This is a genomic window from Nitrospina gracilis 3/211 (assembly GCF_000341545.2).
Classification (GTDB): Bacteria; Nitrospinota; Nitrospinia; order Nitrospinales; family Nitrospinaceae; genus Nitrospina; species Nitrospina gracilis.
Genome location: NZ_HG422173.1, coordinates 309,118 through 322,717 on the forward strand (window position 1 = coordinate 309,118; position 13,600 = coordinate 322,717).

13 protein-coding genes are annotated in these 13,600 nt (G+C 58.2%); 7 read left to right on the forward strand and 6 right to left on the reverse strand.

The features are described from left to right. The coding region (locus tag TX82_RS15575; RefSeq protein WP_042250273.1) for an aminotransferase class I/II-fold pyridoxal phosphate-dependent enzyme at positions 1-436 on the reverse strand (436 nt) is incomplete at its 3' end. A gap of 437 nt (positions 437-873) precedes the next feature. Between TX82_RS15575 and TX82_RS01465 the strand changes: the two genes are divergently transcribed. Together TX82_RS01465 and TX82_RS01470 are read left to right on the forward strand one after the other, a co-directional pair. Next, the gene (locus tag TX82_RS01465) at positions 874-2,943 is read left to right on the forward strand and encodes a TOL_0244 family TonB-dependent receptor (protein ID WP_005006056.1); all 2,070 of its coding nucleotides are present in this window, start codon (positions 874-876) and stop codon (positions 2,941-2,943) included. A 28-nt stretch (positions 2,944-2,971) separates the two neighbouring features. Continuing rightward, positions 2,972-3,625 carry a YfiR family protein gene (locus TX82_RS01470; RefSeq protein ID WP_187291888.1) on the forward strand — a complete coding sequence of 218 codons (654 nt, stop codon included), beginning with the start codon at positions 2,972-2,974 and terminating at the stop codon, positions 3,623-3,625. Positions 3,626-3,656: 31 nt separating this feature from the next. Here TX82_RS01470 and TX82_RS01475 read toward each other — a convergent pair whose 3' ends face one another. Then, a complete protein-coding gene (locus TX82_RS01475; RefSeq protein ID WP_144079053.1) occupies positions 3,657-4,364 on the reverse strand; it encodes an XRE family transcriptional regulator in 708 nt (235 codons plus the stop codon). A gap of 521 nt (positions 4,365-4,885) precedes the next feature. Continuing rightward, entirely contained in the window at positions 4,886-5,989 is a 1,104-nt protein-coding gene (locus tag TX82_RS01480; RefSeq protein ID WP_005006062.1) for an aldo/keto reductase, read from the reverse strand. Positions 5,990-6,412: 423 nt separating this feature from the next. Between TX82_RS01480 and TX82_RS01485 the strand changes: the two genes are divergently transcribed. Continuing rightward, positions 6,413-6,979: a hypothetical protein gene (locus TX82_RS01485; protein WP_005006064.1), complete on the forward strand. Its 567-nt coding sequence runs from the start codon at positions 6,413-6,415 to the stop codon at positions 6,977-6,979. Positions 6,980-7,070: 91 nt separating this feature from the next. Here the strand turns inward: TX82_RS01485 and TX82_RS01490 are convergent, their stop codons facing one another. The 3 genes from TX82_RS01490 to TX82_RS01500 all read right to left on the reverse strand — a co-directional run bounded on the left by TX82_RS01490 (position 7,071) and on the right by TX82_RS01500 (position 8,873). Then, entirely contained in the window at positions 7,071-7,418 is a 348-nt protein-coding gene (locus TX82_RS01490) for a tetratricopeptide repeat protein (RefSeq protein ID WP_005006065.1), read from the reverse strand. A gap of 28 nt (positions 7,419-7,446) precedes the next feature. Further along, the gene (locus tag TX82_RS01495; protein ID WP_005006066.1) at positions 7,447-8,361 is read right to left on the reverse strand and encodes a tetratricopeptide repeat protein; all 915 of its coding nucleotides are present in this window, start codon (positions 8,359-8,361) and stop codon (positions 7,447-7,449) included. A gap of 92 nt (positions 8,362-8,453) precedes the next feature. Continuing rightward, positions 8,454-8,873, reverse strand: coding sequence for a secondary thiamine-phosphate synthase enzyme YjbQ (locus TX82_RS01500; protein ID WP_005006067.1), 420 nt, complete (start codon positions 8,871-8,873; stop codon positions 8,454-8,456). A gap of 191 nt (positions 8,874-9,064) precedes the next feature. Between TX82_RS01500 and TX82_RS01505 the strand changes: the two genes are divergently transcribed. The 4 genes from TX82_RS01505 to purM are packed head-to-tail and all read left to right on the forward strand — an operon-like array spanning position 9,065 to position 13,427. Beyond that, positions 9,065-10,489 (forward strand): Glu/Leu/Phe/Val family dehydrogenase, encoded by a 1,425-nt coding sequence (locus TX82_RS01505; protein ID WP_005006068.1) that lies wholly within the window; start codon positions 9,065-9,067, stop codon positions 10,487-10,489. A 22-nt stretch (positions 10,490-10,511) separates the two neighbouring features. Then, complete coding sequence (locus tag TX82_RS01510; RefSeq protein ID WP_005006070.1) at positions 10,512-10,766, forward strand: hypothetical protein; 255 nt, start codon at positions 10,512-10,514, stop codon at positions 10,764-10,766. Then, entirely contained in the window at positions 10,763-12,283 is a 1,521-nt protein-coding gene (locus TX82_RS01515; RefSeq protein ID WP_005006072.1) for a sodium:solute symporter family protein, read from the forward strand. Before TX82_RS01510 ends, TX82_RS01515 begins: the two co-directional genes overlap by 4 nt. A gap of 40 nt (positions 12,284-12,323) precedes the next feature. Next, positions 12,324-13,427, forward strand: a complete 1,104-nt coding sequence (gene purM, locus TX82_RS01520; RefSeq protein ID WP_005006074.1) for a phosphoribosylformylglycinamidine cyclo-ligase — start codon at positions 12,324-12,326, stop codon at positions 13,425-13,427. Positions 13,428-13,600: the final 173 nt, after the last annotated feature.

Genomic DNA, 13,600 nt, shown 5'->3' on the forward strand with positions numbered 1-13,600 from the left:
CCGCCTGGCCGCCGTGGTTGTCTGCGTAAAAAAAGTATTCGACAAAGTACGGCGCGAAAACGATCACCTCGTCACCCGGATCGAGCAGGGTTTTGAGGGCGATGTTGAGCCCGCCGGCGGCGCCGCAGATCATGACGATGTCGTCCGGACCCAGTGTCACCTTGCATTCCGCCGACAGGGCGTTCGCGATGGCGGCGCGCACATCGGGAAACCCGGCGTTCGGCATGTAGCGGTGCCTGCCCGGTGCAGGGTCCTGCGCGGCTTTGACGATGGCCGCCTTCACCGCTTCCGGCGGTTCCGCCACGGGATTGCCGAGGGACAGATCGAATACGTTTTCCTCGCCGAATTCCTGCTTCAGGCGGATGCCTTCCTCAAACATTTTGCGGATCCACGAAGCCCGCTCCATGAACCCCAACACCTTTTCAGAAATGGCCATGTTTCCGTCCTCGCCGTTTTATTCTTTATCCCCGCCCACGCGGCAGACCAAAAACCGGAATGATACTCCCCCGGGCCCCAAACGCAAACCCGGAATATTTTCCCGTCCGAAGACGCTGGCCCTTTTTCGAAAAACCGATATATTTGAAAATTTCACGGTTCACAGGGACTTTGAGGGTTTCCCCTTCATACAAAATCCGCAATAATTAATGTTCCAAAGCCCGGGTTTCGATAAGGGAGGGACCAGGCGCCAGCATAGAGATTCAAACAAAGCGGTTTCAATTATTTATCACGGCTCCAGGTCAAGCCAAAAGGGTATGAACAGAATTTGAATACCCGAAACAGAAAACTATAATTGAATGCGGTCCCGAACTTCCTGCACCCTCTCTGGGCCTTTCTGAATTTCGCTTGATTGGATCGGCAGGTAACCCCCTTGACATGCTCTATCGATTCCCGAGGCTTCTCTTATTCTTCCTGCTCTTTACCGGGAGCATCTTAACACAGGCCCATTCGGGCTTTGCTGAACCCGGGGAATCGTTTGCGGTGGAAGCGCCGCCGGTTTTTTCGGAGCCGCACGATACCTTGATGGAGGTGCCGCTGGAGGAATTGTTCCAGATCACCGTCACCTCTCCCGCCAAAAAAGAACAACCCGTTTACAAAACCGCATCCGCCATCTATGTGCTCACTGGAGAAGACCTGCGCCGCACCGGGGCCACCAGCGTGCAGGAAGCTCTGAGGCTGGTGCCGGGCATGATGGTGGCGCAGATCGATTCCGCCAGCTGGGCCATTTCCGCACGCGGTTTCAACAACCGGTTCGCCAACAAGCTTCAGGTGATGATCGACGGCCGGTCGATTTACACGCCGGTGTTCTCCGGAGTGTTCTGGGACGAGGTCGACCTGATCCTGGAAGACATCGAACGCATCGAGGTGATCCGCGGACCGGGGGCCTCACTGTGGGGGGTCAACGCGGTCAATGGCGTGATCAACATCATCACCAAGTCCGCACAGCACACGCAGGGGGGCCTGGTGAGCGCGGGGGCCGGCACCATGGTCCACACCATCGATTCCTTCCGTTACGGAGGACAGGCCAGTCCGGAAACCGCCTACCGCGTCTGGGGAAAATATGTGCAACGCGCCCCGCTCGACACCATGCAGGGCATGGAAGGAGTGGACGACTACCGTGTGGGACGCGGCGGGTTTCGCGTGGACTGGAACCACTCCTCATCCAACACCTTCACCTTTTCCGGAAATTATTATGACGGAGAGCTGGAGCGCAGGAACCGGAACGGATTCGTCTCGTTCGCTCCGCCCCAGGCCGGCGTTCAGCAAAGCAACTGGAAGATCGACGGCGGCATGTTCCTCGCAAAATGGGACCGAAAGTTGAGCGAGGACTCCGACTTCTCCCTGCAGTTTTATTACAACCGCCAGCACCGGCGCACCTTCCAGATCGCGGACCTGACCATCGACACTTACGACCTGGATTTCCAGCACCGGTTCCAGATGGGACCGCGCCATGAAATCATCTGGGGATTCGGCCACCGGTTCTACGACGACTCCTTTGAAAACACCCTGGGCTTCCAGTTCGACCCCGACCGCCGGTTGAGTTACATCACCAGCGGCTTTGTGCAGGACCAGATCGTGCTGTCGCCGAACCTGTGGACCCTGACCGTCGGCACCAAGCTTTCGGTCAACAACTACACCGGTTTCGAGTACCAGCCGAGCGCGCGTCTATTGTGGACACCCGACCCCAAACACACCGTATGGACGGCGGTGTCCCGCGCGGTGCGCATTCCGTCCCGCGGCGACGATTCCCTGCGCATCAACCAGCCGGGTCCGGCCGGGCCGGCCATCACCGCGCTCATTGGCAAAGAGGACTTTGAGTCGGAAGACGTACTCGCACTGGAGTTGGGATACCGGGTTCAGCCGAGAAAAGACCTGCTGGTGGACATCGCCACGTTCATGAATTTTTACGAAAACCTGAGGACGCTTGAACAGGGGGCCGTGTTTGTAGAAGCCACTCCCGCCCCGGCCCACCCGGTGGTGCCGCTCACCTTCCAGAACCGCAAGTCCGGGTACAGCTACGGCGTGGAGGCCGCAGTCAACTGGAACCCGCTGGACTGGTGGCAACTGAAAACGGCATTCACCTGGTTCGATTTGAACCTGGAGTTGGAACCGGGAAGCCAGGACACCACCATCGGCCAGGAAGAACAGGTGGACCCGATGTACCAGTTCAACGTGCGCTCCCACATCGACCTGCCGCGCCAGTTCGAATTCGACCAGATTCTTTACTACGTGGACTCCATTCTGGCCGGCACCACCCGGATCAAATCCTACACGCGGCTGGACCTGCGTCTCGGCTGGCGTCCCAGTCCCTCCTGGGAGTTCAGCGTGGTGGGACGCAACCTGCTCGACCCGCATCATCTTGAACTCGCGACCGGCACCGCCCAGACCACAGACCTTTCGCTCATTGAACGCTCCGTCTTCGGACAAGTGGTCTGGAGATATTGAAATGGTCCGGTTTCAGGGAAAACACCCAATGCAAAGGAAGTGGGGGGCGATGCTGTTGCTCGGGATGGCATGGCTCTTTATTTCCGGTTTCCACCTCCCTTCCCAGATGATCGTAGGCCAGGTTCCGGAAAAATTTGACCAGGCCAAAGCCACGGCACTCAAGGTGGCTTACCTGCGCTACATCGCCGAATACACGACGTGGCCTTCATCGAAGCTGGGAGCATCCGACAGTCCGATCAATTTCTGCGTACTGGGTCATGATGTCGAGGGCATGGCCCGGACCATTGACCGGCTCATCATTGAATCCGGTTTTTCCATACAGGGCCGGCCGGTGCATCTGGAAATCCTGTCTCGGGGCATCCTGCCTTTTCTCTCCGTTAACACGGAACTTGCCGAATCGATCCGATCATGCCACCTCCTTTATGTATTGCCCTCCGAAAAAATCCGTTGGGATGACCTCAGGGAACTCATCTCCAGCCGGTCCATCGTGACAGTGAGCGAGATGGAAGGATTCACGAAAAAAGACGGCATGATCCAGTTCGTACTGACGTCCGCAGACAACGGGTCCATGCGCTACACCCTGCACATCAACCTGAAACACTGCCGGAAGACGGGACTGCGCCTGAGCGCCAAATTCCTCAACCTCAAAGAGGCGGTGCGAATCGTCGAATTTCCTGACTGATTAAAATAAGGGTAAGTGTGCGGGAAAGGGGTCAGAACCGACGGCCAATCCAGATGACCGGGCCGATGATGGCATAACGCGGGATGTCTTCTTCGGACAGAATGAACTGCTCGTATTTGGGGTTGTCGGACTTGACGGCCAGCCCCTCACCCGGCAGTCTTTGGAGGCGTTTTAACAGCACCTCCTCTCTTGGCGTTCGCAGGCAGTATATGCCGTCGTCGCGAATGTAATTCACCGAACCGTCGATCAACAACAGGTCACCCGGGGACAAGGTCGGTTCCATGCTGTCGCTGATGGCCTCGATCAGCACCAGCCCGTCTTCTTGAACCTGAAGGGTTTCCTGCAACCATTTTTTCTTGAAAGCCAGGTGATCCACCATCTCCCGGTGGTCCAGCGAGGCTTTGAAGTTGGGGGATGCATTCCGATACACATCGCTGAGGCGCAGAAATTCCTCCTCCGCAGCTGAGACCCTACCCTCGTTTTTCTGAACCGAATCTTTTACTTTGGGTCCCTCGCCGGAAACCAGCCATTCCAGGCTCACCGTCGGCTCCTGCAATCGACAGATATTCAGCAACAGTTCCGGCGAAGGATTCACCGTCTCGCCGCGTTCGAGCCGACTGATGTCCACCTGGTGCACATTCAGTTTGCGGGCAAACGCCAGCTGGCTCAATGACCCGCGCAAACTGCGGATGCGCTGCCCCACTTCCTTCAAATCGATTTTTTTATACTGGGCGGCCAATTTATTAGTTTTTGTTTGACAGAATACGGGTGAACGGATATAGTTTAGGTGCTCCGAAGTGGAGCCTTTTTTGGCAAACCCTTCCGCGCTTTCCTGAAGAATGTGCCCGCCCAAATACGGACGTCCCTGAGTGGATTGTTTGGATGTCTGGCTGATTTTGAGGAGGGGTGAAATACAAAATCCGGGCGCTCGTCAGCCGCAAAAGCGCCACATCGGCTTTCGGACAAAGTTCCCCTCCCCGGTCCAAAAGCGATTTATGCACTGGTTTTTAAACCCTCAGGAAGGGCCTGAACAACCAGCTTTCCAGCCAATAAAATGTGTACTTGCTACGCAAGAAATGATCCTGCGAACGCGAAGTATATAACATTTTCCCGAAAATTCTACAGTTTTGTCAGGTTATATTGATTTTTTTGGTTAAAATTTCGCAACTCCTTTGTTTCCAAGTGGTTTCGAGTAGAAACATTTTTCGGATTATTGAGGAAAAAGGAATGAACGCCCAAAATGAGCAAAGATGTGTCTAACTACAGAGATTGGAAAACCGCCTTGAACTGCGCCCCGTCCATCGGTTCCTCCCGGCACACCGCCAGGTTTTCCTCGATGTGGTTCAGGCGCTTCATGCCCACCAGCGCGGTGGCGATGCCCGGCGTACTGCGCGTGAACTGCAACGCCCTTTGCAGGTCGTTGAAGGGGGCGTCGCCGAACAGGTGCCGCTGTTCTTCGGAGAGCGGTTCCAGCTTGCCCTGCGCGATGGAGCCGCTGACCACCGGGATCAATCCCAACTCCCGCGCGGCGACGACAGCGGAGGTGTTCTTGCCATTGAGCGGTTGCGTCGGCCGCCCCACCGCCTCGCGCATCATCAGGTTGAACGGCAACTGCACGTACTGAAAATGGTCCGCCCCGCTTTCCGTCACCGACCGGGCGATCTTCTTGGCACGTTCCAATGACAGGTGCTTGGCCTGCCCCGGCGGCAGGCGCAACGCGTTCCACGTTGCCAGCCCGTAGGCGCGGATCTTGCCCTCGGTCACCGCCTGCTCCAGAAACGCAAACGCCTTTTCCAGCCGCTCCCAGAACACCTCCTGCGGCACGTTGCCCAACTGCGTCTCCGGATTGTGCACGTAGTAGATGTCGATGGTTTCGAGACCGAGGTTCCGGCGGCTCCGCTCCAACTGGTCCTGCAAATAAAGCGGGTGCATGCAATGGCAGTCCGCCACCAGGTCGTCCAAGCTGATGGCCGGCTCCTCGCCCGTGCCGTACTGTTCCTGGAACCACTCGACGCCCAGCGACTGCGGCAGGAATCCTCCTTTGGAACAGACGATCACCTCGTTGCGATGCACCGCTTGCTGCCCGATCAACTCCTCAAGCGCGCGCCCGACGCACCGCTCGCCGCGCTCGCCGCGGTAATTGATGGCGGAGTCGATGACATTGATGCCCGCGTTCACGCAATTGACGATGGACTGGTACACCAGGTCGTCGGTGTCGTCGTCCGCATTACCCAGGTAGGTGCCGAGGCCCACCGAAGACCAGTACAGCGGCCCCGCTTTTTGAAAATGCTCCTCACCGCATTGAAGTTCGAACCGGTCCCGGTACTGCTTCGTGCCTTCCGGCGTGGCGTAGCCTGCAATCATAAACTCCCCGTGATTGAATGAAATGTCGTGTCGTGACCCATTGGTTCCGTGCGCCTTCACCTTACCATTTTATCCCATCACCCCAAAAAGCAAATCCACCCAGCCTCGCTTGAAGAGAACGGTTTGCATTTGGAACGCGGCCGGTTCCCTTTTAACTTTCCCTAATTCAACTGCAATCCCTCACGCAAGCGCCAAACGGCCTGCGGCCTCAGGCCGACTGCCCCGGAGGCAGTCCGCTGATAAAGGTTTTCAAAATCAGTTCGCGAAAGGATTTTCCTGGAAAAGCTTGCATCGGGACCTCTTCGATTTCATCTAAACAGTACAAAGGGATATTGCGATCCGGGCCGCACCCGGACTACTCTAAAGGTAGTTTTTATTATTGTCCCGTAACCTGTTTGAAAGGCAAATGGAGGGGCATCACACATGACGACCAAACAAACGATTTATCAGGAAACCATGGCCGAAGGACCCAAAATGGCCAAGGACATGGTGAAGGGCGCCGAGAACACCCGCGTGTTTCTGACGGACCTCGCCGACGCGCTCAAGTTCCTCGTGCAGAAAGGCTTCTGGAAAAGCTGGGAGCGCATGAAAGAGGAGATCAAATTTCTTTACGGCAAGTTCACCGCCTTCGACTACGTCTGCGGCGGCATCAGTTTCGCCCTGTGGGGCTTTGGCATGCTGATCGGCGCGATCGGCACCGGCCTCCTGCTGTACCAGGTGTTCCTGTGGTTGCAGGCGGGCGACTGGCAGTTCATGCCGCTGATGATGATCTGGACGTTCCTGTTCGAGGGCACGGCCCTGCACGGCTGGATGACCAGCCCCGAATCGTGGCTGGGCCTGCACACGATCCTCGAATGGATGCTGACCAACATCCCGATTTCCGTTGTGATGATTCTCGGCGGAGCGGCGTTGAGCGGCTTCATGGTGGCGGTGATCGTCGCCGCGCTCACCATCCGGCGCTTCCAATTCGTGCAACAGGAAAAAAGTTAGGCAGGACAGGTGCGGTTCTGAAACGTGACGGACCGCGTATCGCGTGATTGCGTTTCATTGAAGGAGGACCTCCGGGTCCTCCTTTTTTTGTTCAGGTATTCCGCGAAGGATCGTGTTCCGGGTATTTGCGGTAGAGCTTGTTGAGCAGGCGTTGCGCGGTGGCTTGTTTGGAGGGGTCGTTCTTCTGCAGAAACAGATCGCGCGCCTTTTCGGCATGGTGCACCGCCTTCTGCCCCTGCCCGATCTGGTCCGCCACCAGCCCCAGGTTGAAGTGGGTCGCCGGGTGGTTGGGGTCGTAGCTCAATGACTTTTCGAACTCGGCGACCGCCTCTTCCAGTTTTTTCGCACGGCGGCACTGCCACGCCTTTCGAAAATGAATCTCGGCGGGATCCGTCGGGACGTTGCCCGGTTCCGGGTTGTCCGGTGTGAAATCGGTCATGACCAATTCCCTGTCGGTGTCGGGGGCGTTAATGGATGATGTCTTCCGGCCGCATCTTGAATTCTTTCAGCATCACTTCCTTGGCCTGCCGGGCCTGCGCCATCCAGTTGGTGTCGCCCTGCGCCTCGTACAGGTCCTCCGCCAACTGGATGTGGCGGATGGCGGGACCGGAATCCTTCTGCTTGTAGTAGGCACGGGACAGGTTGTAATGCGCTTCCGGGGAATCGGGATCGATCTCCAGAGCGGCCTGCCCGGTCAGGATCGCCTTGTCCAGCTGCTCCATTTTCAGGTACGTCGAGCTTAACAGGTTCCACGCCTTGACGGAACGGGGATTGTTGCGGGCGCCGCGTTTGATGACCAGAACGGCTTTTTCATTACGGTCCTGCCGGACAAGGATTTCTCCCAGGGTCAGGTAAGGCAGGGACAGTCTGGGGTTCAGCCGAACCGCCTCCTTGGAATGCTCGATGGCCTGGTCCACATGTCCGCCCGCCAGGTAACAAGCCCCGGCCAGGGCGTGTTCCCTTGCACGGCTGGGGTCCTTCTCCAGCGCCCTCTCTGCCAGTTCCAATGCCCGCGCGTAGCGGTCAAACCGGTAACTCAACCACGCCCCCAGCGCCAGGTGATCGGGGGGAGCGTTTTTTTTCTGAAGCAGGGGTGCGAGCGTGCTCAATGATTCCTCAAAGCGGCCTTCCTTGAATTTATCCAGCGCACTGCTGTAACGCATGGAGGCCAGCAGGCCGGTTTTTTTCATTTCCTCGACGAAGGCCAACTGCAAAGGGTTGCCGGTGAAATGCACGTAATAAAAAAATCCGCCGATCAGCAACAGGACCAGCGAAACAGCCTGCCAGATTTTTCGTTTGGTACTGGATTCCACAACAAGCTCCGCCACAGGGGTGGCAGTGGGGGCGTCAGAAATGATGACAAGTACGTGGATGCGGCTCATGCCATCGTATCGGCCGCGGGTTCGACTTTAATTAGTGTAAAGGATTGGAGGAAACGGTCAAGCCGTATCGGTAATCCCTGTAATTTTTGAAATCATTCTCCCATCAGGTGCAAAACGACCTTCCGGCGATGGGGCTCGGTACGGTGTTCGAACAGGTACACGTCCTGCCAGGTGCCGAGGGTGAGGCGTCCCTTTACCAGCGGAATGGCGATCTGCGATTGCGTGAGGGCGGCGCGGATATGTGCCGGCATGTCGTCGGGACCTTCAGCATCGTGCCGGTACCGGGGATCGCCGTCGGGCACCAGCCGCGTGAGGTACGCGTCCAGATCGTGCAGGACGTCAGGGTCGGCGTTTTCCTGGATCACCAGCGACGCCGAGGTATGCCGCAGGAACACGTTCAACAGTCCTGTGGTCAACCCCTGCTGTCCCACCCAGTCCACCAGCGTGGCGTTGATGTTGTGCAGTCCTCGTCCCCGCGTGGAGACGGTGAATTCATGGGTGCGCTGTTGCATGACCTTTTCCGGATTATTTCCCAGCTTAAAAAAAGCATATTAACACGGCCCCTACCTGGCTCCATTTCTTCCGAAGAGTGGAATGAAGGCAATTGATAAATTTCCCAATTCGGGCATTTTTTACTGTAAAGCCGGGCTTGGGGGTTTTACATTGTTAAATGCGATGTAACCGCAGAGGAGCCCGACCCCGTATGACGAAAGTGACCACCCAGGAAAAAAGTTTTCGCGAAAACGTCAACCTGTCTTTCGATCTCGCCGCCGCGACGCTCGATATTCCGGAAGGCCTGTCCTATTTCATCAAAGGCGCGGTCAACGTGTACCAGGTGCGGTTCCCGGTACGCATCCACGGCCGGTTCGAAAGTTTCATCGGCTGGCGGGCGGTGCACAGCAACCACAAACTTCCGGTGAAAGGAGGCATCCGTTTTTCACCGATGGTCACGCAGGACGAAGTCGAGGCGCTGGCGGCGTTGATGTCTTACAAATGCGCGCTGGTCAACGTGCCCTTTGGCGGCTCCAAAGGCGGGCTGGTGGTCGATCCCAAACTGTACGAAACGGACATCATGGAGCGCATCACCCGCCGCTTCGCGTACGAGCTGATCAAGAAGGACCTCATCAACCCGGCATTGAACGTCCCTGCTCCGGATATGGGGACGGGCCAGCGCGAGATGGCGTGGATCGCCGACACCTACATCCAGCATCGGCCGACGGACATCAACCACCTCGCCTGCGTCACCGGCAAACCCGTGTCGGCAGGCGGCATCCGCGGCCGTGTGGAGGCCACCGGACGCGGTGCGGTGTTCGGCCTGCGCGAGTTCTTCCGCCACGCGGAAGACAAAAAACAGGCGCGGCTTGAAGGCACGCTGGAAGGCAAACGCATCATCGTTCAGGGCCTCGGCAATGTCGGCTACCACGCCGCCAAAATCCTTCAGGACGAAGACGGTGCCAAGATCATCGGTATCATCGAATGGGATGGCGGCCTGTACGACTCTGCCGGACTCAACGTCGATGAGGTCGCGGAATTCAAAAAGGTGCACGGCGGCGTCAAGGGTTTCCGCTGTGAACAGTTTTACGACGAGGGGCGCGCGCTCCTCGAAGAAGAATGCGACATCCTCATTCCCGCCGCTATGGAGGCGGTCATAACGCTGGAAAACGCGCCGCGCATCCAGGCGAAACTGATCGCCGAAGCGGCAAACGGTCCGGTCACTTTCGACGCGGAAACCGTTCTGCGCAAGCGCGGCGTGTGTATGATCCCGGACATCTACCTGAACGCAGGCGGCGTCATCGTTTCCTATTTCGAGTGGATCAAGAACCTGTCGCACATCCGTTTCGGACGCATGACGCGGCGCTGGGAGGAAACGCAGAACGAACTGCTCATCCAGGCGCTGGAAAGCAACGGCCATAAGATCGAGGGCACCCTTGCCGCCAAACTGATGGTGGGGCCGGGCGAGGGCGAACTGGTGCTCTCCGGACTCGACGACTCCATGCGCGAAGCGTTTCAGCACATGCGCGAATATTTCTGGCGGCATGAGAACGTGGAGTCGTACCGCATCGCCGCCATGGCCATCGCCATCGAAAAAATCGCCAACAGCTACCTCGAAATGGGCGTGTATCCGTAACGTACCTCTTCAACCATTTTTAATGCCCGAAAACTCTTCCTCTTCCAAACCCGCCTCCCCTTCTGTGAACGATACCCGGCTTCCCCGCTGGGTGTGGGTCGTGTTCGCGTTGCTGATCGCGGCGATGGTGCCGGTGTGGCCGATCGAAGGTTATTGGCTCGGTTTTCCGGCCTGGGCCGTGTTGGCGCTGGGGGTCAGCGTCGCCGCCAGCGGTTTCATCGCGTGGGTGACGCTCAGCGCGTGGCGGGAACCGGAAGACGAGGACCCCGCCGCATGACGGAACTTCCCTTCGGGCCGGGCGCACTGCTCGTCGTCGCCATTTACATCCTCTCCCTGCTGGGCATCGGCTGGTACGCCTATTCGCGGCGGAAAGAAAACAGCCTCAACGATTTTTTTCTCGGTGGGCGGGAGATGGGGTTCCTCGTGCTGGTGCTCACGCTCTACGCAACGCAGTACAGCGGCAACACGCTGTTCGGGTTCAGCGGTGCGGCCTACCGGGAAGGCCTGCGGTTCCTGGTGTGCGTGCACTTCATGACGGCCATCGTCATCGCCTACCTCATTTTCGCGCCGCGCCTGCACCGGTTGAGCCGGGACCACCAATTCATCACGCCGGGGGATTACGTCTATCACCGCTTCGGCAGTCACGCCCTTCGCATTGCGGTGACGCTCATCATGGTGTACGTGCTGTGCAATTTCACGCTGGCACAGATGAAAACGCTGGGCACGGCGTTCGCCGGCATCTCGCAGGGCCGCATTCCGATGTGGGTGGGTGTGGTCGGCCTCGCCCTCATCATGCTGGTGTACGAATCGCTGGGCGGCATGCGCAGTGTGGCGTGGACCGACGTCATCCAGGGCGGCATCCTGATGACCGGGTTTGTCATCCTCCTGTTCCTCGCATTCGGTCAGCTGGGAAGCCTGACCGAGGCCTTGAACACGCTCGCGGCCCATCCCGAAACACGGTTTAAAGTGGAACCGCCCACCGCCGAGGGCGCGCGCACGTGGTTGAGTTTCATATTGATGGTCGGCCTCGGCGCGGCCATTTACCCTCAGGCCCTGCAACGCATCTACGCCGCAAAAAATTCCGGCGCGCTCAAGCGGTCGCTCGCCGCCATGGGATTCATGCCGCTCCTCACCACGGTGATCGCGGTGAGCGTCGGCATCCTGATGGCGGCGCATTACCCGGATATCGACCGCCTGTTTCTCGCTGAGACGGGAGAGGCGGTGGTGCCGTCGGAGACCGTGCTGGCGCTGTTGTGCCGGGAGGTGATGCTGGCCTCGGCTTTGGGTTACTGGCTGGTGGTGTTCATTTTTGCAGCGATCCTCGCGGCGGTGATGTCCACCGCCGACTCGGCGCTCCTCAGCATCAGTTCCATGATCACACAGGATCTCTACGGCCAGTACGTGCGTCCGGATGCAACGCAGGAGCACCTGACGCGCATCGGCAAAATATTGACCTGGGTGCTCATGGTGCCGATCACCGGGCTGGCGCTGGGTTACGAAGGCACGCTCATCCAACTGCTCAAGGTCAAGTTCGATCTGCTACTGCAATGCGTGCCCGCGTTTTACATGGGCGTGCACACGACGCGCCTCGGGGCGCGGGCGGTGATGACGGGCCTGCTGGCAGGGTCGGCTTTAGCCATGGGACTGAACTTCGCCGGCGACCTGGGCCTCGCCGACGCAAACCACCCGAAGGTGTGGGGCATCCATTCCGGCGTATTGGGAATGACTCTCAACCTCGTCATCTGTTTTGGCGCACACGCGGTTTCCAAAAAGATTCAACCGTCCGGGCAATAATGATATAGTTAAAAAAACTCCATCAACCCTGCGACCTGCCATGCCGAACAACAACCCGACCCCTTCAAAATACGAAGAAAGCGGCGTCAGCCAGACCGGCGCTGAAACCGCGCTCGACCACATACTCAAACACATCCTGCCGACCCGGCAGTTCAACACCGAATTTCCGGTCAAAGCCGACATCGGTTATTTCGCCAATGTCATCGACCTGGGCAACGGAACCGGTGTGGCACTCTGTACCGACGGTGTCGGCACCAAGATGCGCGTGGCCGAAATGATGCACCAGTACGACACCATCGGCATCGACTGCGTGGCGATGAACGTCAACGACCTCATCTGCATCGGGGCGAAACCCGTCAGCATGGTGGACTACATCGCCTGCTCGCACCTGGAGCCGCAGGTCTTCGATCAACTGGGCCAGGGCCTGGCGGAGGGAGCGCGGCAGGCGGGCATCAGCATTTCCGGCGGCGAGATCTCCCAGATCCGCGAGATCATCTGCGGCATCGACCTCATTGGCGCGGCGCTGGGGCACATTCAGCTCGACCGCATCAACACCGGGCAGAACATTGCCGAAGGCAACCTGATCCTGGGAATAGCGTCCAGCGGGGTGCACAGCAACGGGCTCACCCTGGCCCGACGCGTGCTGCTGGGCGAAACAGAAGACGAGCAGAAGGAAAACGTTCACAAATACGAGGAGTCTCTGGAGCGCACGCTGGGCGCGGAACTTCTGGAACCGACATATATTTACGTTCCCGCGGTGCTGGAGATGTTCGACACGGGCCTCGACCTGCGCGCGCTGGTGCACATCACCGGCGGCGGTCTGCTCAACCTGCTCCGCGTGCAGAAAAAAGGCATCCGCTTCGTCATCGATCCCCTGCCGGACATTCCCCCTGTTTTTTCACTCATTCAACAACGGGGGGAGATCAGCGATGCGGAGATGTACGAGGTGTTCAACATGGGCGTGGGGTTCTGCGTGATCGTCGAGCACGCCAACGACGCCGAGGCGGTGCAGAAAATCTGCAAACGCCACGGCATCTCCTGCCACGGTATCGGTTACGTGGAAACAACGGGGGACGACGGCAAAGAAGTGGTCATTCCCTCCAAAAAATTGAAAAGCGAAGGCGGCCACTTCACTCCCATGTAACCGGTCAACTCCCTTCGATCTAGGGCTGTCGCCGGGTCGCAGCCTGCGAGGTGTCTTTTTCCCGCCACTGCGGTTTCAGGTTGCCAGCGAGCGAGTTGTCGATGTCTTTCATCGTCGCGTCCACGCAGCCGCCCCACACTCAGCCACGTGTCCTTCTACCACTGCCTTCACCT

Bases quoted from the DNA above. Each gene is read 5' to 3' on its own strand.
- TX82_RS01465 (WP_005006056.1), top strand. From the start codon at position 874: ATGCTCTATCGATTCCCGAGGCTTCTCTTATTCTTCCTGCTCTTTACC.
- TX82_RS01470 (WP_187291888.1), top strand. From the start codon at position 2,972: ATGCAAAGGAAGTGGGGGGCGATGCTGTTGCTCGGGATGGCATGGCTC.
- TX82_RS01480 (WP_005006062.1), bottom strand. From the start codon at position 5,989: ATGATTGCAGGCTACGCCACGCCGGAAGGCACGAAGCAGTACCGGGAC.
- TX82_RS01485 (WP_005006064.1), top strand. From the start codon at position 6,413: ATGACGACCAAACAAACGATTTATCAGGAAACCATGGCCGAAGGACCC.
- TX82_RS01490 (WP_005006065.1), bottom strand. From the start codon at position 7,418: ATGACCGATTTCACACCGGACAACCCGGAACCGGGCAACGTCCCGACG.
- TX82_RS01495 (WP_005006066.1), bottom strand. From the start codon at position 8,361: ATGAGCCGCATCCACGTACTTGTCATCATTTCTGACGCCCCCACTGCC.
- TX82_RS01500 (WP_005006067.1), bottom strand. From the start codon at position 8,873: ATGCAACAGCGCACCCATGAATTCACCGTCTCCACGCGGGGACGAGGA.
- TX82_RS01505 (WP_005006068.1), top strand. From the start codon at position 9,065: ATGACGAAAGTGACCACCCAGGAAAAAAGTTTTCGCGAAAACGTCAAC.
- TX82_RS01510 (WP_005006070.1), top strand. From the start codon at position 10,512: ATGCCCGAAAACTCTTCCTCTTCCAAACCCGCCTCCCCTTCTGTGAAC.
- TX82_RS01515 (WP_005006072.1), top strand. From the start codon at position 10,763: ATGACGGAACTTCCCTTCGGGCCGGGCGCACTGCTCGTCGTCGCCATT.
- purM (WP_005006074.1), top strand. From the start codon at position 12,324: ATGCCGAACAACAACCCGACCCCTTCAAAATACGAAGAAAGCGGCGTC.